Below are 24,681 nucleotides of genomic sequence, written 5' to 3'. Positions count from 1 at the left end.
GCTCGAGTGTCTGGCCCGTCTGAGCATGTGACCAGCGCTGATGACACTCTGGCGCTCTACTTTCTCTGCTCTCACCCGGACCTGTCTCCCGCCTCCGCCGTCGCTGTGACCCTGCGCGCCGTGGGCGGACTGACGACGCGGCAGATCGCCGCGGCCTATCTCGTTCCCGAGGCGACGATGGCGCAGCGGATCAGCCGCGCCAAGCGCACCATCGCCGACCGCGGACTCGACCGACCCGGCGATCTCTCGTCGGTCCTCCGCGTCCTCTACCTCGTGTTCAACGAGGGCCACTCCGGCGACATCGATCTCGCTTCCGAGGCTATCCGCCTCACCCGAACCCTGTTGACGATGACACACCATCCTGAGGCGTCTGGTCTGCTGGCGCTCATGCTGCTGCACCATGCCCGACGCGCCTCCCGGTTCGATGCCGAGGGCAGACTCATCGCGCTGGCCGAGCAGGACCGATCACTGTGGGACACGGACCTCATCGGCGAAGGCATCATGCTCCTGGGCGCTGCGTTGGCTCGCGACCAGCTCGGCGAATTCCAGGTGCAGGCCGCGATCGCAGCCCTGCACGCGGATGCGCAGCGGGTCGAGGACACCGATTGGGGGCAGATCGTCGATTGGTACGACGAACTCCTCGAACTGACCGACACTCCGATCGTCCGCCTCAACCGGGCTGTCGCGGTGGGTGAGGCCCGCGGCCCCGCTGCGGGACTGGCCCTGCTGCGTGAACTCGACGAGGATCTGCCCCGCCGCCAGGCCGTCGAAGCGCATCTGCGCGAACGCTCCGGTGATCTCCGTCGGGCCGCTGAGCTCTACGTCCGAGCCGCCGACCGGGCCGGCAGCTCCGCTGAACGGGACCATCTGCTGCGATGTTCGGCTCGGCTTCACGACGCACGCTGAGCCGACGCGAGCTTCGTCACTCTCAAGCGCTGCCGGCACGAGCGCCGCCGGGACCTCGGTTACGATCGACACGACCACACCCCGCAGTCGAAGGAGGCCGGCCCCGTTTGAGCCACGTCCAGGAGTTCTTCCGCATCTCACCGGCCGAACGCGATCACATCCCCGCGTTCCGGATCGCTTTGGGAGTGGCGATTCCGCTGCTCGTGCTGCTCGGCGTCGACCGCCTCGATCTGGCCATCTACGCCGCCTTCGGCGCATTCACCGGCATCTACGCCCGGTTCGAATCCCCGCGCTCGCGGATCAGGCGGCAGTCGATCGCGGCCGGTGTGCTCGTCTCCTGCGTCGGCATCGGAGCCCTGTTGGGCACGGCACAGACCAGCATCTGGGTGCTCATCGTCGTCACCGCCCTGGTCTCGGGGATCGGCGCGGTCATGGCCGTGCGCTTCCGCCTCAAACCCGGCGGGTCGATCTTCTTCATCTTCGCCACCGGGGCCGTGGGCTCGATTCCCGACGGGGCACCCGTCCAGGTGGCCGTGCCCGTCGCAGCCGCCTCGGCGCTGGTGTGCATCGGCCTCGGTGCCCTGGCCCACCGTGTCGGTGAGCGGATGCCCCGAGACAAGGAGACCTACGTCCGGGTGGGACTGTCACCCGTGGGCAAACGGGACCTGCTGGCCCATGCCATCCGCTTCACCATCGCCCCCTTGATCGCCGGCATTCTGGGCACCCTGCTCATCGATGTGCTGCCGCTGCTGTCCCACAGCTATTGGGCGATGGTCGCCGCGGTGGCACCGGTCGCACCGCCGAGGCGCTCCGCCCGCCTCAAGCGGGGTCTGCATCGTGTGGTCGGGACCCTCGGCGGAGTGATCGTCACCGCCTTCCTGCTGTCCTTCCCCGTCGAAGCCTGGCAGCTCGTCGTCTGGGTCATCGTGCTCCAGTTCCTCGCCGAGGTCTTCGTTCTGCGCAACTACTCCGTGGCACTGTTCTTCATCACTCCGCTGGCCCTGATGATGACGCAGATCGGACACCCGCAGCCGGTGGTCGAGCTGCTGACCTCGCGGGCCGTTGAGACCGTCATCGGCGTCATCGTCGGTATGATCGTCGTTCTCGTCGGCTTCGGCAGCGAACGCCGATCGGCCGGGTCGGCGATTCTCGCACCATCTGTCGATGACGACGACTGAAGCATCATCCTCGGCGACGACCACGAGGAGAACCTCACCAAGCTGCCGGCCGTGGCCAAGCGTCGTCGGACCGAAGCGTGATCCGGCCGGCTCTCAGCCGAGAGTGCGATGCCGCCCGATCGGCACCATGAGCGGCTGACCGGACACCGGATCGACGATGATCTGATTGGGCAGACCGAAGACACGCTCGACATTGGCCTCGGTGAGCACCTCGGCCGGTGTGCCGGAGGCATGGATGTTCCCATCGGCGAGCATGACGAGCCGGTCGCAGTAGCGGGCGGCGAGGTTGAGATCATGGAGGACCATGACGATCGTGACTCCGGAGCGCTGATTGAGCTCGGTGAGCAGATCGAGGACCTCCACCTGATGATTGACGTCGAGGAAGGTCGTCGGTTCGTCGAGGAGGAGGATGTCCGTCTGCTGCGCCAGAGCCATGGCGATCCACACCCGCTGCCGCTGACCGCCCGAGAGCTCGTCGACGGGACGATCGGCGAGCACAGCCGTGCCCGTGGTGTCCAGGGCGTCTGCAACGGCGAGGTCGTCCTCGGCGCTCCAGCGGGAGAAGGCCCCCTGGTGGGGGTGGCGTCCCCGACCGACGAGGTCGGCGACGGTGATGCCTTCGGGGGCGATCGGCGTCTGGGGGAGCAGACCGAGGATGCGGGCGAGTCGTTTGGCCGGCATCGAGTGCACCTTCCTGCCGTCGAGGACGACGGCGCCCGACCTCGGTGCCAACAGCCTCGACATCGATTTGAGCAGGGTCGACTTTCCGCAGGCGTTGGCCCCGACGATGGCGGTGATGCATCCGGCCTGAAGATCCAGATTCAGTCCCGCGATGACCTCGGCATCGCCGTAGGACAGGTGGAGGTCCTTCGCGGTCAGTGAGTGGTCCGTGGTCACAGGGAGCCTCCCGAACGGTTGATCCTGATGATGAGGTAGATGAGGTAGGGCGCACCGAGGATGCCGGTGATCACTCCCACCGGGTAGCGGGTGCCGAGGGCGAACTGGCCGACAAGATCGGCGACGAGCACGAGCAGAGCCCCGACGAGCCCGGCCGGCAGAAGCGGGGACGAGCCCGGACCGATGAGGCGGGCGGCGATCGGCCCGGACAGGAACGCCACGAACGCCACCGGCCCGGCCGCGGCGGTGGCGAAGGCGATGAGGCCGACTGCGGTGACGATGACGAGCAGCCGGGTGCGGGCCACCCGGACGCCCAGGGCCTCTGCGGCCTCGTCGCCGAGCTGAGTGATCGACAGGTTCTTCGCCTGACTGAGCAGGATCGGGGCGAGCGCGATGAAGGCGATGAGGACGGGCACCGCCGAGTCCCAAGCGGCGCCGTTGAGGCTGCCGGCCAGCCAGCGCAGGGCCTCCTGCAGGTCCCATTGCGCGGCTCGTGTCAGCTCCCAGTTGATGAGGGCATCGAGCATCGAGGCGATCCCGATGCCGACGAGGATGAGCCGGATCCCGGCCGCTCCGTTCTTATAGGCGAGCAGATAGATGAGCAGCGCCACGGCGAGACCGGCGGTGATGGCGACGACCGAGACTCCCGTGCGCCCCAGACCCAGGGTGATGATCGCGAACACGGCGGCCGCCGAGGCACCAGAACTGATGCCGATGATGTCGGGACTGGCCAAGGGATTGCGCAGCATGGTCTGGAAGGTGACCCCGCCGAGCCCGAAGCTCAGACCGACCAGTGCGGCGAGCACCGCCCGGGGCAGGCGCAGCCGACCGACCGTGAAGGAGGCTCCCGGCACCTGCTCGCCTCTGATCACGCCGATGACCTCGGCCGGCGAGTAGAACGTCTGACCGACCATGAGGCTGGTGAGGAAGACGACCACGACGAGCGCGGCGAGCACGGAGACGATGGTCGTGTATCGCCTTGCGCGCGATCTGCGCAGGCCGGCGACCGCCTCGGCGGTGGAACTGTGCTGGGTCAGACTCACAGGGACCTGACCTTCTGCCGACGGACGATGGCGATGAAGAAGGGGGCGCCGATGAGGGCGGTGAGGATGCCGACGTCGAGTTCGGCGGGGCGGGCGATGATGCGCCCGAGGATATCCGATGCCGTCAGCAGTCCCGCACCGGTGACTGCAGAGAACGGGATCAGCCACCGATGGTCGACGCCGATGAGCAGACGACAGGCATGGGGGATGACGAGTCCGAGGAAGCCGATCGGTCCGGCCACCGCGGTCGCGCCGCCGCAGAGGACGACGGCGCCGGCCGCGGAGACGAGCCGGGTCAGGCCGACGTGTTGGCCGAGTCCGGCGGCGAGTTCGTCGCCGAGGGCCAGGGCGTTGAGCCCGGGGGCCGAATAGATGCAGATGAGGAACCCGGCGAGGAGGAACGGTCCGACGAGGATGACCGCACTCATCGTCACTCCGCCGACCCCGCCGATCTGCCAGTCGCGGGCGAGGTCGGAGATGTCACCGCGGGGCAGAACGACGGCGCTGATGAAGGAGGTCAGGGCCGCTGCGGTGGCGGCCCCGGCCAGGGCCAGCTTGAGCGGGGTCGCTCCCTGCCTGCCCAAGGACCCGATCGTGTAGACGAATACCGCGGTGATGGCCGCGCCGATGATGGCGAACCAGATGTACTGGGTGGCGCTGGCCAGTCCGAAGTAGGCGATGCCGATGACCACGGCCAGGGAGGCTCCGGTGTTGACGCCGAGGATCCCGGGATCGGCCAGCGGGTTGCGGGTCACCCCCTGCATCACTGCGCCCGAGACGCCGAGGGCGGCGCCGACGCAGACGGCGAGCAGGGTACGTGGGATGCGTTTGGCCACGGCCGCCTGGTCGAAGCCGGTGGCCGAGCCGCCGTAGGCGGCGATGACATCGGCGAGGTCGACGCCGCGGGAGCCGATCATCGTCGAGGCGATGCCGAGGACGACGACGAGGGTGAGCGCGGCGAGCATCCACAGCAGGCGGACGCGAGTCGACCGCCGCAGCCGGGCGGCGGTCGACTCGATGGTGGTGAGTGCGGTCATCGCGATGAGCGGGTCCTACTTCTCGGCCGAGGCGGCCCCGTCGAGGGCGTCGAGGTAGTCGTCGAGGACGAAGGAGATCGACAGCGGAGTCGGATTCGCCGCGGTGCCCAGGGGGTCATCGCTGGGCAGGTTGACGATGGCGTCGTTCTTCACCGCCGTCATCTGTGAGAGCAGCTTGTCGCCTTCGAGGGTCTTGACGAGCTCGTCGTCGCCGTAGGTGACGATGATGTCGACATCGTCGAAGACATCGGCCTGTTCGGCGCTGACCGATGAGGAGAACTGATCGGTGTCGTCCGATGCCTTCTCGATGCTGGCCGGGGCCTTCATACCCAGGTCCTCGAAGAACATCGCACGGGTGTCGTGCGTGGTGTAGAAGTTGACCTCGGACAGATCGGAGGGATCGACGTGGGTGAGGAACATCGTCGATTTGTCCTTGATCGCCGGGTGCTCGTCCACGGCAGAGTCGATCTCGGATTCGAGATCCTCGACCAGCTGTTCACCTTCAGCCTTCATGCCGATGGCTTCGCTGTTGATCTCGATCATCTCCCGCCACGGGGTGCCCCAGGCCGTGTCGGGGTAGGCGACGACTGGAGCGATCTCCGACAGCGTGTCGTAGTCTTCCTGAGACAGACCGGAGTAGCCGGCGAGGATGACGTCCGGCTCTGTGTCGGCGACGGCTTCGAAATCGACGCCGTCGGTCTCGTCGAAGAGAGTCGGGGTCTCGGCGTCGAGTTCCTCGAGCCTGTCCTCGACCCAGGGGAGGACCCCGTTGCCGTCGTCATCGCCGAAGTCCGCCCGCGCCATGCCGACAGGGACGACGCCGAGGGCCAGAGGAACCTCGTGATTGGCCCAATTGACGGTGGCGACCCGCTCGGGCTTCTCCGCGATCTTCGTCGTTCCGAGAGCATGCTCGATGGTCACCGGCTGCCACGAGCTGTCACCGCCGTCGGCTTCGTTGGAGGAGTCGGACGGTGAGCATGCGGCGAGCATGAACACGGCGGAGGCGGCTGCGGTGAGAACCAGCGCACGGTGTGGACGGGACATCGTTTCCTTTCGGCAGTGCTTGCCCGCGGGTCGAGGCTCCCGGATCGGATGAGTTCAGGGGCCCGGAGCATGCGTCGCAAGGACCGGTAGCTTAGGTGTGCCTAATCAAGGTATCCGAGGAGGCGGCCGGGCGCAATCAGGATATTCGGACACATGATTTCGCGGAACGGACAGGAGATTGCCCGACCCGGCCCAGCTGAGCGGTCGGCCCCGGCGGCGATCTCAGCGGCCGAAGAGACCCGGAGTGGTGCCGGTGATCCGCTTGAACGCGGTGGTGAAGGCGCTCGCGGACGAGTAGCCGACGTCGAGGGCGGCGGTCTCGATCTCATGGCCGGCGCCCATGAGGGTGACCGCATGTTGGATCCGAGCGGTCGTGATCCACCGGTTGAAACCCAAGCCGGTCTCGGCAGCGAAAGCGCGAGTGATGGTCCGGGAGCTCACGCCCAGCCTCCGGGACCACTCCTGCAGACTCGTCGGATCGCTCGGATCGTCGAGGACCGCGTCGACGATGGGTCTCAGCAGTGAGCTGCTCGGCTGGTGGACGAGCAGCTCATGACCGGTCGGTGCCATGACGTCGAGGATCATCGCCTCGGTCAGGGCATAGGACTCGCTGCTGACCTCGAGATCGAGCAGTCGATCGAGCAGAAGGCGGAGGAGATCGGTGACGGCGATCGCCGTCGGGGTGTCACTGACGCGGGGGCCGTCGACACTGAAATGGGCCGCGCGGAGGACGACACCGGCCGGGGTCCAGCCGGAGTGGGCGACGCCTGCGGGGATCCACATTCCCAGGGGTGCGGTGATCGTCCACGTTCGGGAGCCGACTGTGACGGTGCCGACCCCGGAATCGCGCCACAGCAGCTCATGCGTGGGGTGCGAGTGCTCGGCCCAGTACGTCTCCTCGCCCATGGCCTCCCGCGAGCCGAGGATCCTCGTCGGCATCGGGAGCTGGCCGGCCGCGTAGCGGGGAAGACGACGCTCCACGACGGACGAGGACGGTCGAGCCGTCGGGGAGCAGGGCTTGATCGTGGGCACGGATCAAGGATACTGCGGCATCAGTGCGCGACGAGGTCCGGATGCTCACGGTGGAAATCGGTGACCTGCTGCAGGGTGTGGCCGGCGGCGAGGAGCAGCTGCTCGTCGAAGTCCCCGGCGACGAACTGTGCGGCCACCGGGGTGCCGCGGTCGGTGAAGCCCGCGGGCAGGGTGATCGACGGCAGTCCGCAGCTGTCGATCGGCGCCGTGGGAACCGTCACGGCAGCAAACAGCTCGGGGCCGGTCGCGAGAGAGCTCATCTGGTCGATCGTCGGGGAGGCCACTCCGATGCCGGGCAGCAGGAGCAGATCGATATCGGCCATGAGGGAGCGCATGCGCCCGGTGAATGCGCGGCGGGACTCGAGCAGTCGGTGGTAGTCGACGGCGGTCAGTCCCTGTCCGATCTCGATGAGCCCGGACAGGTCGGGACCGTAGTCGCTCTGACGTGCAGGGTAGGTCGCGGCGTGGACCCCGGCGGTCTCGACACCGCACAGAGCCGTCCATTCCTGGGCCGCTTCGGGCAGGCCCGGAGTGCGGACGTCGAGAACGCGCCAGCCCAGTCCGGTGATCGTCTCGATCGTCGATTCGAGCATGGCGTTCGTCGCATCGTCGAAGTGCTCGGCGGCCAGCTCCCGGTCGAAGCCGACGACCGGGGTTCGCTCGAGTCTCAGATGCCGACTGTAGCGGGGCACCGGAGCCAGTGCCGAGGTCGGATCGTGCGGATCGTGTCCGGCGATGGTTTCGAGGATGAGTGCGGCGTCCCGGGCGCTGCGTGTCATCGGCCCGATGTGATCGAGGCTCGGGGCGAGGCCGAAGATGCCGTGGCGCGAGACTCGCCCCCAGGTGGGTTTGAGTCCCGTGACGCCGTTGGCCGAGGAGGGGAGGCGGATCGAGCCGCCGGTGTCCGAGCCCAGGGAGCCGAAGCAGAGGCCGGCGGCGGTGGCGACGCCCGAACCGCTCGAGGACACCCCCGTCCAAGTCTCGGAGTCCCAGGGGTTGACCGGCGTGGGCAGATCGGGATGGTGACCGGTGAAGGCGCCCTCGGTCAGGCGCAGCTTGCCGAGGATGATCGCCCCTGCCGCCCTCAGCCGAGCGACGACGGTGGCGTCGCAGTCCGGTTGGAAGTCCGCGTGGATGGTCGTGCCCGCCCCGGTCGGTGCATCGTGGGTGTACGCGAGGTCCTTGATCGCCAGCGGCACTCCGTGCAGCGGGCCGAGCCAATCGCCCCGGGCGAGGCGGTCATCGCGGTCGGCCGCCTCGGCGAGTGCCGTCTCGCCCATCACGGTGACATAGGATCCCAGCGCCGGATCAAGGTCTGCGATGCGGTCGAGCATCGCCGTGGTGGCTTCCCGGGCGCTCAGCCGTCCGGAGCGGATGAGATGGGAGATCTCGTGGAGCTCACGGAATTCGAGTCCGCTGTTGACCGAGGTGGTGCTCATCGTGCCTCCTTGCATCGGGGAGCCGGATCGCTCCGACTCCCCATGTTATCGATACGGGCGGGCCCGGTCACTCAGGCACACCCAGTTGCTCGATGAGGTCTCTCACCTGGGCAGACGGTTCAGCTGCCGGCAAGCTCCCGCAGCGCCTGAACGTGGGCGTCCAAGCGTCGCGTGCCTTCGTCGGTGATCGAGACCCAGGTCCGGGGGCGTTTGCCGACATAGCCCTTCTTTACCGCGACCATGCCGGTCGATTCCAGGGCCGTGATGTGCCGGGAGAGCACGGAGTCCGAGACGCCGAGCGAATCCCGCAGGAGTCGGAACTCTGCCCGGTCGCGGTTTTTGAGGCTGGCGACGATGCCCAGTCGGGTCGGATTGCCCAGGCCCGGATCGATCCGAGCCAGGGAATCGCCGAGGTCGGGGATCGTGTCGTCGGCAGCGTTGTTCTTCGAGGTCATGATCGGGTCCTTCGTCTCGGGCGGTCTCGCGGGTCTCGGACTCAGCGGCGCAGGCCGATGAGCGCGATGACCGGTGAGGCGATCCACAGGAAGGCGGCAGCCGCCAGCGGGACCACGGGCCCCGGTGAGATCGAGTCGGTGATGATCGCGGCCAGGGTGACGAGGACGGTCAGCGGCAGCCAGGTCAGCAGCAGAGCGGTTGAGCGTCGGCTCCAGCTCAGCGCCTTGACGAGGTAGACGATCATCGCCGGCACCAGCCAGGCCAGACCCGCACCGAAGATGATCAGCTGTGTCGTGTCGTCGTCGATGATGCCGATGGCGACGAGGCCGACGGAGATGCCTGCGGTGAGGACGAAGAGCATCGTCACCAGCGGCCAGGAGTCATGTGTTCGGGCCTGCTTCTGCGAAGCGTCGACCTGTGCGAGGAGTTCGTCGGCCTGCTGTGGGGTGGGGGTGGTCTCCATGCCTGCTCCTTCGGGTGGGCATCGCGGAGGCGATGCGGCTGAAAGTCATTTCAGTGTAACAAGTACTTTCCATTATGGAAAGTACTTTCATGCAGGAATCCCCAGGAGTTTGAGACAGGTGAAGGTGGACGCCCGGACGTCAGCCGGCCGAGGCGGCGACCGTAGCGGCGAGCTCTGTGGCCGCCTCGAGGTGGGAGTCGCTGACCTCACCGGTGAAGACGAGGGGGTCGAAGGCCAGCTTCCATCCCAGACCGGTGGTGATCTGACTCATCGCGGTCTCGGCGCCGGTCGTGTCATAGCCGCCGTGGATCCAGTAGGAGAAGGGCCGACCGGCCGTCGGCTCCCGCACCGCGTCATAGGTGGTGTCGAAGAAGTGCTTGAGCGCACCCGAGATGTACCCGAAGTTCGCGGTCGTCCCGAGCACATAGGCATCGGCGGCGAGGACATCGTCGACACTGGTGTCCAGAGCGGGTCGGACGGTGACGTCGATGTCGCCGAGCTCGGGCAGCCGCAGTCCGGCCAGAGCCGCCTCGGCGATCCGCTTCGTCGCCGTCGACGGGGAATGATGAACGAGCAGAACGTTGACCATGCCTCCACCCTAGCCCCGGGGACTGACGCAAGTCAGCCCCGATGTCTAAGGTGGGACCATGGCAGTCATCTTCGATCCCCTGCGCGACAGAACGCGTCCGGGGCCCAGCCACAGCGATGAGGAGATCATCGATGTCCTCACGACGCGTTTCGACACGTCGGAATGGGCGGTGCTCACGGGAGCGGGAATGAGCACGGACTCCGGTGTCCCGGACTACCGCGGGCCGGACGCGCAGCCGCGATCGCCGATGACCATCCAGACCTTCCTCTCCCACCCCGATCAGCGTGCCCGGTATTGGGCGCGGTCATGGATCGGCTGGCCGCGGATGCGCCGTTCCCGGCCCAATGCCGGCCATCTCGCCCTCGCGGGTCTTCCCGTGGCCGGCATCGTCACCCAGAACGTCGACGGACTCCATCAGGCCGCCGCCGAGGCGGTCGCACTCAGACGCGGCGCTGCGGGAGCCGGGCCGCTGCCGAGCCCCGTCATCGACCTGCACGGCAGCCTCGATCGGGTCATCTGCCTCGACAACGGCCACCTCGTCGATCGGGACTGGCTGCAGCAGAGACTGAGCGAGCTCAATCCGGGCTTCGCCCAGGAAGTCGGGATCGATCCCGACGATCTCGAGAGCGCCCCCGACGGTGACGTCGACCTCGATGACACCGCGGGCTTCGTCATCGCCGACTGTCCCGAATGTGCAGGCATCCTCAAACCCGATGTCGTCTACTTCGGTGACTCGGTGCCGCCGGCCCGACTGCAGGAGGCGAACCGGATCTGCGATGAGGCGTCGGGGATCGTCGTGCTCGGATCCTCGCTCGCGGTGCTCTCGGGTCTGCGCTTCGTTCGTTCCGCAGCGAAAGAGGACAAACCCGTCGTCATCGTCACCGACGGGCCCACCCGCGGCGATGAACTCGCGGACTTCCGCTCGGTTTCGCGCGTCGCGGACTTCATCAGCGCGTGGGCTTCCAGGTGAGTCCAAGCCGGGGATGGAAGACTGGCGGACATGAGAGAAAATCTGGCCCGCGCCGAACGCCTGCGTCTCGTCGACTCCGCCCGCCGTGCGGGTGAGGATGCGCCCACTCTGTGTGAGGGGTGGACCGTCAGGGATCTTGCCACCCACCTCGTCATCCGCGAACGCCACCCGTCCGCGGCGCTGGGCATCTTCCTATCGAGATTCGACGATCGGAGAGAGGCGAAGGAGGCCGACTACGCGCAGACGCCCTTCGCCCAGCTGCTCGGCCTCGTCGCGGCCCCACCGAAGTGGACTCCGGGCGCCTTGCCCGGAGTCGAGCCCGTGATGAACACGACCGAATTCCTCGTCCACCACGAAGACATCCGCCGTGCCGCCATCGAATGGATGCCGCGACAGCTCTCCCGTGCAGAGACCGCGACCGTCTGGGCGCAGACGAGGGTCGCGCTCCTGCCCTTCGCTGCCAAAGCCGAGGGCCCCGTGACGATCACGGCACCGGGCTTCGGGTCTCGCACCGCTGGGAAGAAGCAGGCGGGGGACGGTTCCACGATCACCGGGGCGCCGCTCGAGCTGCTCCTCTACCTCATGGGGCGAAAAGACCAGGCCCTCGTCGATGTGCGCTGAAGTGCGCGGCGGCGACCTGCGCTGAGTGTCGGGATTTCCTTCGCCGAGGCGGGGGATTGGTCCATATCGGCGGCCACCGTGTTCTTCCTAAGCTGGTCTCAACAGTCTTTCGGAAGGAGACCAGACGTCATGAACGCCGCCCCCACCCCACTGCCCGGACAGCACGACGACCCCCACTCGGGACAGTTGGACGCTGCACACGCAGGACAGGAACTGCCGCCCTATTCCCAGCAGAACCCGTCCGGCGTGTCCCAGACCTACCCGGGCGCTCCCCAGACCTACCCGGGCCAGCCCCCGATGGCCTATGCTTCGCGCACCGATCCGCGCACCGAGGAGGACCCGGGCAAGGTGCTCGGCATCGTCTCACTCGTCGCGACTCTGTCGACCTTCCTCGGCTTCAACTTCCTCGGCCCCGTCATCGGCATCATCACCGGCCACATGGCACGCAAGCGTTCTCAGGACGCCGGTCGGGCAGACAACGAGATGGGCAAATGGGGCTTCATCCTCGGCATCGTCTTCCTCGGACTCCTCGTCCTCGGTTGGGTGCTCGGCATCTCCTTCGGCCTCGTCGGCGGACTCGCCTCACTGCTGGCCGGCTGACGGGAACGGGTCATGCCCTGTTGCGGTCGACCCGACCCTCGAGCGCCGTCATCGTATCGGCGACGGTGAAGCCGAGGTCCCGGTTGAGCGCGAGCATCGGATCGTTGTTCGTCGCCGTGTACGTCTGCACCCACCGCGCGGAGGCCGTCGCCTCCACAGCGGGCAGTTGGCGGAGGTTCGCGATCTTGAGGGCCCGTCCGATGCCCCGATTCCGATAGGCGCGGTCGACGAGCGTGTCCTCCTGGATGACGATCTGCGGGTCATGGGCCGAGACCATGATCTCCGTATAGCCGACGGCGAGGTCGCCGACATGCGCCATCGAACCGACCAGGGTCCAGCCCTGCTCTTCCATCCGCTCCTCGTGGCTGCGGATGGCGGCGGTGCTGGCATGACTGACGGTGCGGGTGAGGTCGCCGACCGGGACGTCTTCGTCCATCTGCTCACGCAGCCGCGTCCAGGAGGCGAGGACCTCTTCCGGACAGCCGCCGATCCACGAAGTGACCGAGAAGTCCGGGTCCTCCTTGATCACGGGAACGGTCGTGGCGGCACCAGAGTCCTTGTACCGGTCGGCATCGGCCTGCAGATAGGCGGGCAGGTCGAGCAGCAGCCGGTGCTCCTCATTGCCGATGCGCATGTCTCGAGACTCGGCGAATGCGACGCCTTCGGGGCAGTAGGTTTCGGTCTGGACGATCACCGAGGGGCGGTCGCGGTCGGCCAGGATCTGTTCGACCGCCTCGGCGAGGGCCGTACCGCAGCCGCGTCGGCGGCAGGTCGGCAGGACACCGAGTTCGACCTCGGCCGGGGAATCGGCGGTGACGTTGATCTCGGCACCGCCGACGGCCTCGTCGCCGAGGTGGGCGATGAGCGCGAAGTCCTCCTTGTCGGTGCGCGGCGTGGCGAACTGGCTCAGCGTCGTCTCGGGGCTGCGCCACCACGCGGCCGTGCGATCTGAGGTGTAGGCGACGCGCATGAGCTCGTTCCAGGCGAGCAGGCCGTCCTCATCGGCGGAGTCGATGCGTGTGATCCGAATCTCGGTCATGGCAAGAGTCGATCACGGGCGGCCCGGGTTTTCAAGGATGCCGGGCCGTCGCAGATCCTGTGTTCACACCGGCTGCGCGATGTCAGGGACGCGATGCGGTGTCAGGGACGCGGTGTTCTCATCGACGGTCGGGTCCGCGAGGGCCGTTCCGATCCTCGCGGTCATCCGGGCTGTCGGGGTCGTCCGGGCCGTCGAGGAGATCCCGGCCGGCGGGGGAGTCCCGAGGGGACGGCTCGGTGGGGGCAGCCTCGGCGTCGGGATCCTCGGCGCTGTCGGGGTCGTATTCGGGCAGTCGGGAGCCGATGTGCGCGCCGGGTTTGGTCATCACCCGGTAGATGAGGAACGCGCCGAGGCTGAAGACGGCGATGATGCAGAAGGTGAGGAAGATGACCGCACCGAGTCCGGGTTCCATCACTTGGCCATTCGTCGCCGGTCGAAGTAGTTCGCGAAGCGGGCCTTGAACGAGCCCATTCCCACCGATCCGCTCATCCGCACGAGGGGACGGCGGCCGGTCGGGACCGCGTTGACCACGGATTTCACGCTGCCCCAGGTCTTCGACAGTGCGTCGACGTTGACGGCCCAGTCGTCGGGGATGACAACGGTGACCGATCCCAGGCCCGCGATGATTTCGACGTCGATGGTCTCTAAGGCGGTCTCGACTTCGAGGAAGTTGAGTTCGATGTTCGACATCGCCGGTTCCAAGCGGATGAATGGCGGAACGGCCCAATTGGCGCGGCGGACCTCGGACTCCCAACCGGCCCGAATGATGAGCGGATCTAACCGGTCCCGACCTTGGAGGGCCAGCGCGCGGTTGTCGATCGGTGAGACTGCCGAGGTGGGGCGGAAGCGATCGGACGGCAGTTCCGTGATGAGATCGGACAGGACTTCGTCGAGGTCGACCGGGAATTTCGCGGACTGGACCTTCTCCATCCGTTCGTCGAGTTCGTCGACCGTGATCCGTCCGTCCCCGGCCGCCTCGCGCAGAATCTCGATCGCTTCGTCACGTTCCCTGTGGCCGATGCGGAAGGTCTTCGCGGGGTCGTTCTCGTCGGAACCGGGGTTGGGGCGGGTCATGATCTCTATCGTGCCTGATCGCACGGCGGGCGACAAAGGCGGGGTGAGAGCGTGCCTTATCTCGTGTCAGCCGTTGGCATTAGGCTAGGGGACGTGTCCACCGCACTGTACAGAAGATACCGCCCAGAGACCTTCGACGAGGTCATCGGTCAAGAGCATGTGACCGATCCGCTGAAGGCCGCCATCGAACGTGGCCGCATCAACCATGCCTATCTGTTCTCCGGACCGCGCGGGTGCGGAAAGACCACCTCGGCGCGGATCCTGGCCCGGTGCCTCAACTGCGAGCAGGGACCGACGCCGGTGCCCTGCGGGGAGTGCCCGAGCTGTCGGGATCTGGCGAACGGGGGACCGGGTTCGCTCGACGTCGTCGAGATCGACGCGGCCAGCCACAACGGTGTCGATGACGCCCGTGATCTGCGTGAGCGCGCGATCTATGCGCCCGCGCGGGATCGTTACAAGGTGTTCATCCTCGATGAGGCGCACATGGTCACCTCGCAGGGCTTCAACGCTCTGCTCAAGATCGTCGAAGAGCCGCCGCCGCACATCAAGTTCGTCTTCGCCACGACCGAGCCGGAGAAGGTCATCGGCACGATCCGGTCGCGGACCCACCACTATCCCTTCCGACTGGTGCCGCCCGAGGCCCTGGGCAATTACCTCGAGGATCTGTGTGCTCGCGAGGATGTGAATGTCGCCAAGGGCGTGCTGCCGCTGGTCGTGCGTGCCGGCGGCGGATCCGTGCGCGACACCCTGTCCGTGCTCGACCAGCTCATCGCCGGCTCCGGGCCGGACGGAGTCGACTACGGGCGGGCCGTGGCTCTGCTCGGCTACACCCCGGACTCACTGCTGTCCGACATCGTCGATGCGTTCTCCGCCGGTGACGGTGCCGGGGTCTACCGGGCTGTGGAACGCGTCATCGAATCCGGTCAGGACCCCAGACGGTTCGTCGAGGACCTCCTTGAGCGCTTCCGTGACCTCATCGTCATCAACGCCGCCCCCGAAGCGGCCCATGCTTTCCTGCCCGAGGTGCCGCCGGACCGTTTGGAGCGGTTGACCCTGCAGGCCAACGGCTTCGGCCAGGGCGAACTCTCACGTGCTGCAGACCTGCTCAATGTGGGACTGACTGAGATGTCGGGAGCGACCTCGCCGAGGCTGCAGCTCGAACTCATGTGTGCGCGCATCCTGCTGCCAGGCTCCGGCCGCAGCCGCGATGCCGTGCTCAGCCGGGTCGAACGGATGGAGCGTCGCATCGGCATGTCCGCCACCGGCGTCGCCGCAAACGTGCCGCCTGCGCAGACTTCTGAACACGGGCAGGTCCCCGGACAGGCGGCGGGGCCCGGGCAGGGACCGGTGCCCGGCCAGGGGCAGAACACCGGTCAAGGCCACGCCGCTGGTCAGGGCCAGGCACCCGGCCAGGGGCAGGCACCCGGCCAGGGCCAGACACAGGGTCAGGCACCGGGTGGAGCGGACGGACGAGGCAACGGAGCGCCGACGCAGAACGCGTCAGCGGGACAGCCCAGATCTGCCGCTCATGACGATTTCGACGACATCGCGGCCATGGCCGTCGCCGCCGAATCGATGCTCAACGCACCCGCTGAGCCGCCTCAGCGACCAGAAGAGTCTCAGCCGGCAGAACAGTCTCCGCCGACAGCGTCTGAGAGGCCGGCAGAACAGTCTCAGCCAACGGCACCTGCGGAGCCGGATGCCGCAGAAGCGGGTCCGAGCTCGCCGGAACCTGAGCCGACGCCAGCCCAGGAGCCGGGCAACCAGCAGCCCGGCCCGAACTCGCAGGAGGCCGAACCCGACGTGGGGCAGGCCGGACCCGGCCCCCAGGATCAATCCGCTCCGACGGCGCAGCAGCCGAACGCACCGCAGCCGAACGCATCGCAGCGGAACACGCATGAGTCGGTGCGGGAGCAGGCTGCGCCCGAGACTGCGCGCGAACAGTCGGCTCCGGAAGCCACCTCGGTGGCCGGCCCCGGCGATATCGGCGGAGAGATCGAAGCCATCCGTCGGGCATGGCCGAGCATCCTCGCGGCGGTGGAGAAACGCAGTCGACTGACCCGAGCGATCATCGCCGCCAATGCGATCCCGCAGTCGTTCTCCGACGGGACCGTCTACCTCGGCTTCAACAACCCTGGTTCGGTGCAGGGCTTCCAGCAGCGCGATCATGCGTCGAAACTGGCCGCGGCCATCAATGATGTGCTCGGCATCCAGGCGCGCATCGACATTGGAGAGGTCGGCCGCATCGGCGGAAACGCCTCGGGAGGCAGCCCTCAGGGCAAGGGATCCTCGGGGCCACCGATGAGCACTGGCGGAGGCAGCTACGGACCCGCTCCGACTCAGCGCCGCCCCAGCCCGCAGGAAGTTGCCGCAGTCGTCGGCACCCGTGAAGTCGACAAACCGCAGGTCGACCATGAGAAGTTCTGGGAACCGAGCGGCCCGACCCAGGGCCCCTGGTCCTCCGACGACGAGGAGGGAGACCAGCCGGGGCGACCCAGCGAACCGAACTCTGAAGACAGCCGCCCCGGCTACGGGCACACCACGGAAGCCGAACCGGCCGGACCGGTGACAGACGATTCCGCACGACGCGACGAGCCCGCCCCGTCCGGGGATGTCGCCGATCCGGAGACTGCGCCCCAACCGGAGGCTGCGCCCGAATCAGAGGCTGCAACCCGACCAGAGGCTACAACCCAACCGGAGACTGCAACTCAATCGGAGACTGCGCCCGAACCGGCAGGTCCGGTCGAACCGAATGTCGGTACGAATGACCCCGGACTCGGATCCGACGACCGTGAGATCGTCGTCCCCGACCTCTCCGATGATGACTTCTTCGGGGCATCGACCGACGAAGCACCCGAACCGGCGGGCGGCGACAGCTTGTCCGCTTCGACGCATGCGCCCTCGTCAGTCGAGCACACGCATGATTCCCATGGCCAGGCATCGTCGTTCGGCACACCGCCGCCTTCGTCGAGTGCACAGGAGTCATCGCCCACTGATGAGAACTCGCCGATGGAGTACGTCGAACCGCGGTGGGATGAACCGAACTGGCATGACGGGCCGACCTCCGCGCCGTTCGATGACGGTCCCACGGATGTCGACTCCACCAGTGCAGGCAGCGGAGCCGTCGACGTCGGAGCCGTTGTCGTCCCACCGCCGGACGATGATCTCGACTATCCGGACGTCACCGCGGCCCCCAGCGGTTTCGGGGGAGGATCCTCGGCACCGGACACCCCGCCGGCACCTCCCGCTCAGACCCCGCCGACGGCCCGGGGGAACGAGGCGAAGCCATTCAAATCCCGCTTCGCCGCACTGGCAGAGAAGCATGGGGTCAACACCTCCTCGCCGGGCGGATCCGGTTTCGGTTCCGACACCCCGACCAACGGCGGTGGCTACGGCGGGCAGGGCAGCGCCTCGGCGCCGGTGGCCAACCCGTACCCGCAGAATCCGGGATCGGATGAGGACGAGTATGATCCGGAAACGGATCTCGACGTCTCCGAGGCACCCCAGATGGGGGTCGACGTGATCGCGCGTGTCCTCGGTGGCGAAATCATTGACGAAAGAGAAGTATGAGCGCTGTCTACGAAGGTGCCCTCCAGGATCTGGTCGAAGAGTTCGGCAAGCTTCCTGGCATCGGGCCGAAATCAGCGCAGCGACTCGCCTTCCACATCCTCCAGACGGATGCGCAGGACGTCAACGCGCTCGCGCAGGCCCTCACCGACGTCAAGAAGCGGGTGCGGTTCTGCGAGATCTGCGGAAACGTGTCCGAAGAAGCCGAATGCACGGTCTGTCAGGATCCGCGTCGTGACCGGTCGATGGTCTGCGTGGTCGAAGAGCCCAAGGACGTCGTCGCCATCGAACGGACCCGGGAATACCGGGGTCTCTACCACGTCCTCGGCGGGGCGATCGACCCGATGGCCGGGGTCGGCCCGGACAATCTGCGGATCAAGGAACTCATGACCCGGCTGCAGGACGGCGAGGTCACCGAGACCGTCATCGCCACCGACCCGAACCTCGAAGGCGAAGCCACCGCCACCTACCTCGTGCGCCTGCTCGGCAGCCTCGGCGTGACCGTGACCCGGCTGGCCTCGGGCCTGCCCGTGGGCGGCGACCTCGAATACGCCGACGAAGTCACCCTCGGTCGGGCATTCTCCGGCCGCCGCGAAATCGACTGACCACCTCGGCGACGGACCCGGACCGTCGTCGCCCTGCCCGGATCGACCCTTTCGGACCCCCTTGTATAACAATTTCTGAACGGGGACTGAACGGTCGGTGGCCACCCCTCGCTTCGCCCATGTACACGGTGATCGGACGGGGTGGAGACGAGCGGCGTCGACCCCGGTCAGGCGGTGTCTGAATGGCGGGCGAAGGTGAACCGCAATGACCTACCTCATACAATGGTCGAGGTGCCGGGAGCCCGACACGGCTGAAATCCTGATCGATGAAGCACGAGACCTCCATGCGTGGAACCATGGAATCGATCGCCTGGCACGGAACTTATCAGCGATAAGGAAGATACTGCAGTGAGCATAGTCGTCCAGAAGTTCGGTGGGTCCTCGGTAGCCGATGCGGAATCGGTCAAGCGGGTGGCCAAACGAATTGTCGAGTACCGTCAAGCCGGCCACGAAGTAGTAGTTGTGGTGTCGGCCATGGGTGACAGTACCGATGATCTCATCGACTTAGCCCAACAGGTTTCCCCCATGCCACCCGCCCGCGAACTCGATATGCTGCTGACCGCCGGTGAGCGCATCTCGATGGCGGTCCTGGCCATGGCGATCGCCAATCTCGGCTTCGAAGCCCAATCCTTCACCGGCTCCCAGGCCGGAGTCATCACCGATGAGCAGTTCGGCAAGGCCCGCATCATCGATGTCACCCCCGGCCGGATCCGGTCCTCCCTCGACGAGGGATACGTTGCCATCGTCGCGGGGTTCCAGGGAGTCAGCCAGACCGCGAAGAACATCACCACGCTCGGCCGCGGCGGCTCCGACACCACGGCTGTGGCGTTGGCCGCGTCCCTCGATGCCGATGTGTGTGAGATCTACACCGATGTCGATGGTGTCTTCACCGCCGACCCGCGGATCGTGCCCTCGGCGCGCAAGATCGATGAGATCGGCTACGAGGAGATGATGGAGATGGCCGCCTCAGGCGCCAAGGTCCTCATGCTCCGCTGCGTCGAATACGCCCGCCGCTACAACGTGCCTGTGCACGTGCGGTCCTCATTCTCTCGCAACCAAGGTACCTGGGTGACCGATTCACCCATCCCCGAAGCCTTCCGACAGGGACGGGGTTCCTCGACCCCGGCAGCGGAATCAGAAACGGAGTCCACCATGGAACAGGCAATCATCTCCGGCGTCGCCCATGATCGCTCGGAAGCCAAAGTCACGATCGTCGGTGTTCCCGACGTCCCAGGCAAGGCCGCCGAGATCTTCAAGACCTTGGCGAAGCAAGAAGCCAATATCGACATGATCGTCCAGAACATCTCCACCCGCGAACCGGGCAAGACGGACATCTCCTTCACCCTGCCCATGGCCGACGGTGCGAAGGCACTCGAAGCCCTCGACGCGGTGAAGGCCGAGATCGGCTTCGACCAGGTTCGCTACGACGACCAGATCGGCAAGCTCTCCGTCGTCGGTGCCGGAATGCGGTCCCACCCGGGTGTGACCGCGACCCTGTTCGAGGCACTCAGTGAAGCCCAGGTCAATATCGACATGATCTCCACCTCGGAGATCCGCATCAGCGTCGTCACCCGAGCAGATCTGCTCGACGACGCGGTCCGTGCCGCCCACGCCGCCTACGGACTCAACAGCGAAGACAACGAAGCCGTGGTGTACGGAGGTACCGGACGATGAGTGTGGATGTTGGAGTAGTCGGAGCCACCGGCCAGGTCGGAGGCGTCATGCTCGACCTTCTGGCCGACGATCCCGGATTCGAGATCGGGACCCTGAGGCTGTTCGCCTCGGCCCGTTCGGCTGGGAAGACCATCGACTTCAAGGGTCAGCCGATCACCGTCGAGGATGCCGCCCAGGCGGACCCGAGCGGACTCGACATCGCCCTGTTCTCCGCGGGTGGGGCCACCTCCCGGGCACAGGCCGAACGTTTCGCCGCCGCCGGCGTCACCGTCGTCGACAATTCCTCGGCCTGGCGTTCGGACCCGGAGGTCCCGCTGGTCGTCAGCGAGGTCAACCCCGAGGCCCTCGATGAGCTGCCCAAGGGCATCATCGCGAACCCGAACTGCACGACCATGGCCGCGATGCCCGTGCTCAAGGCTCTCCACGCGAAGGCCGGTCTGACCCGTCTCATCGTGTCCACGTACCAGGCGGTGTCCGGTTCGGGACTGTCGGGAGTCGAGGAGCTCGCCGGGCAGCTCGAAGCCGGCATCTCCGATGCCCGCAAGCTCACCACCGACGGCACCGCGGTGACCCTGCCGGAACCGGACAACTACGTCGAACCGATCGCGTTCAACGTCCTGCCGATGGCCGGAGCGGTCGTCGACGACGGTCAGAACGAGACGGACGAGGAGAAGAAGCTGCGCAACGAAAGCCGGAAGATCCTCGGCCTGCCCGAGCTTCTTGTTGCCGGCACCTGCGTGCGCGTGCCGGTGTTCACCGGACACAGCCTGAGCATCCACGCCGAGTTCGACTCCGAGATCAGCCCCGAACAGGCGACGGAGATCCTCAGCCAGGCTCCCGGCGTTGCCCTCGACGACGTGCCGACGCCGCTCAAGGCTGCCGGACAGAACGTGAGCTTCGTCGGTCGCATCCGCGCCGACCAGTCGGCTCCGGCCGGCAAGGGGCTCGTCCTCTTCGTCGCCAACGACAACCTGCGCAAGGGCGCGGCGCTGAACACGGTGCAGATCGCTGCGCTGCTGGCCGCCAAGCTCGAAGCGAAGGCCGCCTGACCGGCACTGTGACAACCGGCAACTGACTGCTGAAGGCCGAAGAAGCCGGCAGCGGACTGCTGAAGACTGAAGGCAACCGTCAACTGACCGCTGAGGGCCGAAGAAGCCGGTTGCTGGCCGGTGGAGGCTGAAGAAGCCGGTCGCCGAACGATGAACCGCCCGGGAGGAGACTCTCGGGCGGTTCTGCGTCTCGCGAGAGAGGAGTCTGGTCGCTCAGGTAGCGCGAAACGCGAAAAACGTTCCGCCAGCGGCGCGCTTTTCGGGCTTCGCGCTACTTGAGCCGGATTTCGCGCTGGTTGCTTCGAGCTTCGCGCTACTTGAGCTGGGATTTGCGCTACTGGAGTCGAGCTTCGCGCTGCTTGAGAGACAGAAGAGGGCAGGTGCGGACGAGACATCTCCCTGGCGACGGGTGACGCATAAATGCGTTGCTATATATAAATATTTATATTAGTGGCCGACCCTTCATCTGAGTATCGTCGACGATGTCGCAAACACACCACCGCCTCAGAAAGGCCCCTCATGCCAGCTTCCCGCATCGTTCTCACCACCGGAGCCATCGCGGCCTCCACGGCGTTGGTCCTCAGCGGCTGCGGGGGAGGCTCCTCCGACTCGGACTCGAGCCAATTGCGCGTAGTGACCTCGACGAACGTCTACGCCGACATCGTCTCTCAGGTCGCCGGCGACTTCGCCGACGTCAGCCCGATCATCGACGATCCGAACCAGGACCCGCACTCCTACGAGGCGACCACCCAGGACCGCCTCAAACTCTCGAAGGCCGACCTCGTCGTCGAGAACGGCGGCGGCTACGATGCGTTCATGACCACGATGCTCGAAGCTTCGGGCACTGAAGTCACGACCATCGACACCGTGGCGATCTCCGGTCTGCCCGGCTCCGAAGGTCTCGGCAATGAGCCGCACGACCACGACCATGGTGAGGGCGAGGAGGACGAAGAGGCCCACGGCGGCGGACACACCCACGACGATGACGAACACTCGGAAGAGGGCCACGACCACTCCGAGGAAAGCGAAGATCATGAGGGCCACGACCACGATCACGGATCGTTCAACGAACATCTCTGGTACTCGGTGCCGACGATGACGAAACTCGTCGACGAAGTGGCGACCCACCTCGGCGAGGAACTGCCCGACCACAAGGACGAGTTCACAGCGAACGCGAAGGACTACAAGTCCGAACTCGACGAGCTGCAGACCGACATCGATGCGGTGAAGAAGGACCACGGCGGGGAGAAGGTCGCGGCGACCGAGCCTGTGCCGCTGTGGCTCTTTGCCGACATGGGGCTGGAGAACGTCACCTCCGAGGAGTTCCTCGCCGCCGTCGAAGAGGGCAATGATGTGCCGCCGCTGGTGCTCAAAGCCGCGCAGAAGCAGATCTCCGACGGGGAAGCCGTGCTGCTTGGATACAATACTCAAGCGGCCGGTCCGCAGGCGGAAGCGCTCAAGGCCACGGCCGAGAAGTCCGATGTTCCGATCATCGACCTCGGCGAGACCATGCCGGAAGGTGAGCACTACGCGGACTGGATGGGCGACTACATCACCGAAATCTCGACAGCACTCGAAGGACACAAGCACTGACTATGGCCAAAGAATCCGACGCTTCCGCACCCTCAATACCTCGGGAGCCGGTGATTCGACTGCGCGATGCCGAACTGCGGTTCGGCCCGCGCGTGCTGTGGCACGACCTCGACCTCGACGTCGCGCCGGGGGAGTTCATCGCCGTCCTCGGACCCAACGGCACCGGCAAGACCTCCCTGCTCAAGGTGCTGCTGGGACAGAACTCCCTGTCGTCGGGCACCGCCGAGGTGGCTGGGGCCGCGGTGCATTCGGGGAATCCGGCCATCGGCTACATTCCCCAACAGCGCGGAATCGACCCGCACACACCGATGCGCGGCCGGGACCTGGTCCGAATGGGCATCGACGGCCATCGGTGGGGGATGAGCCTGTTCTCCCGGGGTCGGCGGAAGAAGGTCGACGAACTCCTCGCCGCCGTCGGCGCCACCGACTATGCGGATGCGCCCGCGGGCACCGTCTCCGGAGGTGAGCTGCAGCGACTGCGGGTGGCGCAGTCCCTGGCCAATGACCCATCCGTGCTGCTGTGCGACGAACCGCTGCTGTCCCTGGACATGCACCATCAGAAGGTCGTCGCGTCGCTGCTCAACGAACAGCGGGTCCGACGGGAGGCCGCGGTCGTCTTCGTCACCCACGAGATCAACCCGATCCTGCCCTATGTCGATCGGGTGCTCTACATCGTCGGCGGGCATTTCCTCGTCGGCACCCCCGAGGAAGTGATGACCACCGAATCCCTGTCCCGCCTCTACGGGTCCCCGGTCGACGTGGTCAGGGTCGGCGGTCGCCTCGTCGTCGTCGGCGGGGAAGAGGAATGCGTCGACCACCACGATCTGCCCGATGACTCCTTCGACATCGACGGGACGGTGGTGAACCGATGAGCGTCTCCGAGATCTTCGCCAACCTCTTCACCTTCGAGGACTACGGCGAACTCGTCGCCCTCCTATCCAACTCGCTCATCGCCGCCGCGCTGCTCGGCGTCGTCGGCGGACTCATCAGCGTCTTCGTCATGGCGCGGGACATTCCCTTCGCCGTCCACGGAGTCTCCGAGCTTTCCTTCGCCGGAGCTGCCTTCGCCCTGCTCATCGGCTTCGACGTCGTGGTCGGCTCGATAGTCGGATCCATCCTCGCGGCACTCATCATCGGCATCGGTGGGGCCAAGGATTCGGAGAAGAACGCCATCATCGGTGTCCTCATGCCCTTCGGCCTGGGGCTGGCGATCCTCTTCCTCGCTCTCTACGACGGGCGAGCGGCGAGCAAGTTCGGGTTGCTGACCGGGCAGATCGTCGCGATCACTCCGGGCCAGATCCTCACCCTCATCATCTGTGCCCTCGGGGTGCTCGTGGTGTTGGCGATCGTGTGGCGTCCGCTCATGTTCTCCAGCCTCGACCCGCAGGTGGCCCGAGCCAAGGGAGTTCCGGTCTCGGTGCTCACCATCGTCTTCATGCTCACACTCGGGCTGGCGGTGGCACTGAGCGTGCAGGTCGTCGGAGTCCTCCTCGTGCTCGCGCTGCTCATCACCCCGGCCGCCGCCGCTACACAGCTCTCGGCCTCGCCGGTGTGGGTGCCGGTGCTCAGTGTGATCTTCGCCGTCACGGCCTCGGTCGGCGGCATCCTCATCGCTCTGGGCTCACCGGTCGTGCCGATCAGTCCCTTCGTCACGACGATCTCGTTTCTCATCTACATCATCTGCCGCCTCGCCGGAGGCCGGCGGATGAAAGCCCTGCACCGTCGCCGCGCCGCGCGGGCCGCGAAGGAGCACAACACTCCCGTCACCACCCCCTAATTACCACCTGACGGCGGCCCAGCAACCT

General features: G+C 66.6%; 24 protein-coding genes. 12 read left to right on the top strand and 12 right to left on the bottom strand.

Going from position 1 to position 24,681, the window contains the following annotated elements; genetic code table 11:
• Window positions 1-27: 27 nt before the first annotated feature.
• A complete protein-coding gene (locus ACSE4D_RS04235; RefSeq protein ID WP_346763162.1) occupies window positions 28-906 on the top strand; it encodes an RNA polymerase sigma factor in 879 nt (292 codons plus the stop codon).
• A gap of 107 nt (window positions 907-1,013) precedes the next feature.
• Window positions 1,014-2,084 carry an FUSC family protein gene (locus ACSE4D_RS04230; protein WP_240689529.1) on the top strand — a complete coding sequence of 357 codons (1,071 nt, stop codon included), beginning with the start codon at window positions 1,014-1,016 and terminating at the stop codon, window positions 2,082-2,084.
• Between the two features lie 93 nt (window positions 2,085-2,177).
• Here the strand turns inward: ACSE4D_RS04230 and ACSE4D_RS04225 are convergent, their stop codons facing one another.
• The 9 genes from ACSE4D_RS04225 to ACSE4D_RS04185 form a co-directional block, all read right to left on the bottom strand.
• The gene (locus ACSE4D_RS04225; RefSeq protein ID WP_135537312.1) at window positions 2,178-2,981 is read right to left on the bottom strand and encodes an ABC transporter ATP-binding protein; all 804 of its coding nucleotides are present in this window, start codon (window positions 2,979-2,981) and stop codon (window positions 2,178-2,180) included.
• The gene (locus tag ACSE4D_RS04220; protein WP_135810838.1) at window positions 2,978-4,024 is read right to left on the bottom strand and encodes a FecCD family ABC transporter permease; all 1,047 of its coding nucleotides are present in this window, start codon (window positions 4,022-4,024) and stop codon (window positions 2,978-2,980) included. The genes ACSE4D_RS04225 and ACSE4D_RS04220 overlap by 4 nt, the downstream gene beginning before the upstream one ends.
• Complete coding sequence (locus tag ACSE4D_RS04215; protein ID WP_135537310.1) at window positions 4,021-5,061, bottom strand: FecCD family ABC transporter permease; 1,041 nt, start codon at window positions 5,059-5,061, stop codon at window positions 4,021-4,023. The genes ACSE4D_RS04220 and ACSE4D_RS04215 overlap by 4 nt, the downstream gene beginning before the upstream one ends.
• A 15-nt stretch (window positions 5,062-5,076) precedes the next feature.
• On the bottom strand, window positions 5,077-6,105 hold the full coding sequence (locus tag ACSE4D_RS04210) for an iron-siderophore ABC transporter substrate-binding protein (protein ID WP_425119317.1): 1,029 nt from the start codon (window positions 6,103-6,105) through the stop codon (window positions 5,077-5,079).
• Between the two features lie 222 nt (window positions 6,106-6,327).
• Window positions 6,328-7,137, bottom strand: coding sequence for a helix-turn-helix domain-containing protein (locus ACSE4D_RS04205; RefSeq protein WP_425119319.1), 810 nt, complete (start codon window positions 7,135-7,137; stop codon window positions 6,328-6,330).
• 20 nt (window positions 7,138-7,157) lie between these two features.
• Window positions 7,158-8,576, bottom strand: coding sequence for an amidase (locus tag ACSE4D_RS04200; protein ID WP_240688842.1), 1,419 nt, complete (start codon window positions 8,574-8,576; stop codon window positions 7,158-7,160).
• Window positions 8,577-8,695: 119 nt separating this feature from the next.
• Window positions 8,696-9,031: a winged helix-turn-helix domain-containing protein gene (locus tag ACSE4D_RS04195; protein ID WP_135537307.1), complete on the bottom strand. Its 336-nt coding sequence runs from the start codon at window positions 9,029-9,031 to the stop codon at window positions 8,696-8,698.
• A gap of 41 nt (window positions 9,032-9,072) precedes the next feature.
• Window positions 9,073-9,495, bottom strand: coding sequence for a hypothetical protein (locus ACSE4D_RS04190; protein ID WP_135537306.1), 423 nt, complete (start codon window positions 9,493-9,495; stop codon window positions 9,073-9,075).
• 139 nt (window positions 9,496-9,634) lie between these two features.
• Window positions 9,635-10,084: a flavodoxin family protein gene (locus tag ACSE4D_RS04185; RefSeq protein ID WP_135537305.1), complete on the bottom strand. Its 450-nt coding sequence runs from the start codon at window positions 10,082-10,084 to the stop codon at window positions 9,635-9,637.
• Between the two features lie 58 nt (window positions 10,085-10,142).
• On the opposite strand from ACSE4D_RS04185, the gene ACSE4D_RS04180 reads away from it, so the two are divergent.
• From ACSE4D_RS04180 to ACSE4D_RS04170, 3 genes are all read left to right on the top strand, one after another.
• A complete protein-coding gene (locus ACSE4D_RS04180) occupies window positions 10,143-11,054 on the top strand; it encodes a Sir2 family NAD-dependent protein deacetylase (protein ID WP_436326690.1) in 912 nt (303 codons plus the stop codon).
• A gap of 30 nt (window positions 11,055-11,084) precedes the next feature.
• Entirely contained in the window at window positions 11,085-11,675 is a 591-nt protein-coding gene (locus tag ACSE4D_RS04175) for a TIGR03085 family metal-binding protein (RefSeq protein WP_425119321.1), read from the top strand.
• Window positions 11,676-11,804: 129 nt separating this feature from the next.
• The gene (locus ACSE4D_RS04170) at window positions 11,805-12,275 is read left to right on the top strand and encodes a DUF4190 domain-containing protein (RefSeq protein WP_425119322.1); all 471 of its coding nucleotides are present in this window, start codon (window positions 11,805-11,807) and stop codon (window positions 12,273-12,275) included.
• A gap of 10 nt (window positions 12,276-12,285) precedes the next feature.
• On the opposite strand, the gene ACSE4D_RS04165 is transcribed toward ACSE4D_RS04170, so the two are convergent.
• The 3 genes from ACSE4D_RS04165 to ACSE4D_RS04155 form a co-directional block, all read right to left on the bottom strand.
• On the bottom strand, window positions 12,286-13,314 hold the full coding sequence (locus tag ACSE4D_RS04165; RefSeq protein WP_436326689.1) for a GNAT family N-acetyltransferase: 1,029 nt from the start codon (window positions 13,312-13,314) through the stop codon (window positions 12,286-12,288).
• 118 nt (window positions 13,315-13,432) lie between these two features.
• The gene (locus ACSE4D_RS04160) at window positions 13,433-13,729 is read right to left on the bottom strand and encodes a hypothetical protein (protein ID WP_425119324.1); all 297 of its coding nucleotides are present in this window, start codon (window positions 13,727-13,729) and stop codon (window positions 13,433-13,435) included.
• The gene (locus ACSE4D_RS04155) at window positions 13,726-14,388 is read right to left on the bottom strand and encodes a DUF1707 SHOCT-like domain-containing protein (protein ID WP_135537299.1); all 663 of its coding nucleotides are present in this window, start codon (window positions 14,386-14,388) and stop codon (window positions 13,726-13,728) included. The genes ACSE4D_RS04160 and ACSE4D_RS04155 overlap by 4 nt, the downstream gene beginning before the upstream one ends.
• Before the next feature lie 93 nt (window positions 14,389-14,481).
• Between ACSE4D_RS04155 and ACSE4D_RS04150 the strand changes: the two genes are divergently transcribed.
• The 7 genes from ACSE4D_RS04150 (at window position 14,482) to ACSE4D_RS04120 (ending at window position 24,653) form a co-directional block, all read left to right on the top strand.
• Window positions 14,482-17,958, top strand: a complete 3,477-nt coding sequence (locus tag ACSE4D_RS04150) for a DNA polymerase III subunit gamma and tau (RefSeq protein WP_135537298.1) — start codon at window positions 14,482-14,484, stop codon at window positions 17,956-17,958.
• Window positions 17,955-18,560: a recombination mediator RecR gene (recR, locus tag ACSE4D_RS04145; RefSeq protein WP_135537297.1), complete on the top strand. Its 606-nt coding sequence runs from the start codon at window positions 17,955-17,957 to the stop codon at window positions 18,558-18,560. Before ACSE4D_RS04150 ends, recR begins: the two co-directional genes overlap by 4 nt.
• Window positions 18,561-18,908: 348 nt before the next feature.
• A complete protein-coding gene (locus ACSE4D_RS04140) occupies window positions 18,909-20,234 on the top strand; it encodes an aspartate kinase (RefSeq protein ID WP_135537296.1) in 1,326 nt (441 codons plus the stop codon).
• Window positions 20,231-21,283, top strand: a complete 1,053-nt coding sequence (locus tag ACSE4D_RS04135) for an aspartate-semialdehyde dehydrogenase (RefSeq protein WP_135537295.1) — start codon at window positions 20,231-20,233, stop codon at window positions 21,281-21,283. The genes ACSE4D_RS04140 and ACSE4D_RS04135 overlap by 4 nt, the downstream gene beginning before the upstream one ends.
• A gap of 519 nt (window positions 21,284-21,802) precedes the next feature.
• Window positions 21,803-22,876 (top strand): metal ABC transporter solute-binding protein, Zn/Mn family, encoded by a 1,074-nt coding sequence (locus tag ACSE4D_RS04130; RefSeq protein ID WP_425119327.1) that lies wholly within the window; start codon window positions 21,803-21,805, stop codon window positions 22,874-22,876.
• 2 nt (window positions 22,877-22,878) lie between these two features.
• Complete coding sequence (locus ACSE4D_RS04125; protein ID WP_425119328.1) at window positions 22,879-23,748, top strand: metal ABC transporter ATP-binding protein; 870 nt, start codon at window positions 22,879-22,881, stop codon at window positions 23,746-23,748.
• Window positions 23,745-24,653, top strand: coding sequence for a metal ABC transporter permease (locus ACSE4D_RS04120; protein ID WP_425119329.1), 909 nt, complete (start codon window positions 23,745-23,747; stop codon window positions 24,651-24,653). The genes ACSE4D_RS04125 and ACSE4D_RS04120 overlap by 4 nt, the downstream gene beginning before the upstream one ends.
• Window positions 24,654-24,681: the final 28 nt, after the last annotated feature.

The organism is Brevibacterium sp. FAM 27836 (genome assembly GCF_051351055.1).
Lineage (GTDB): Bacteria > Actinomycetota > Actinomycetes > Actinomycetales > Brevibacteriaceae > Brevibacterium.
This window is presented reverse-complemented; position numbering and strand designations above follow the sequence as displayed.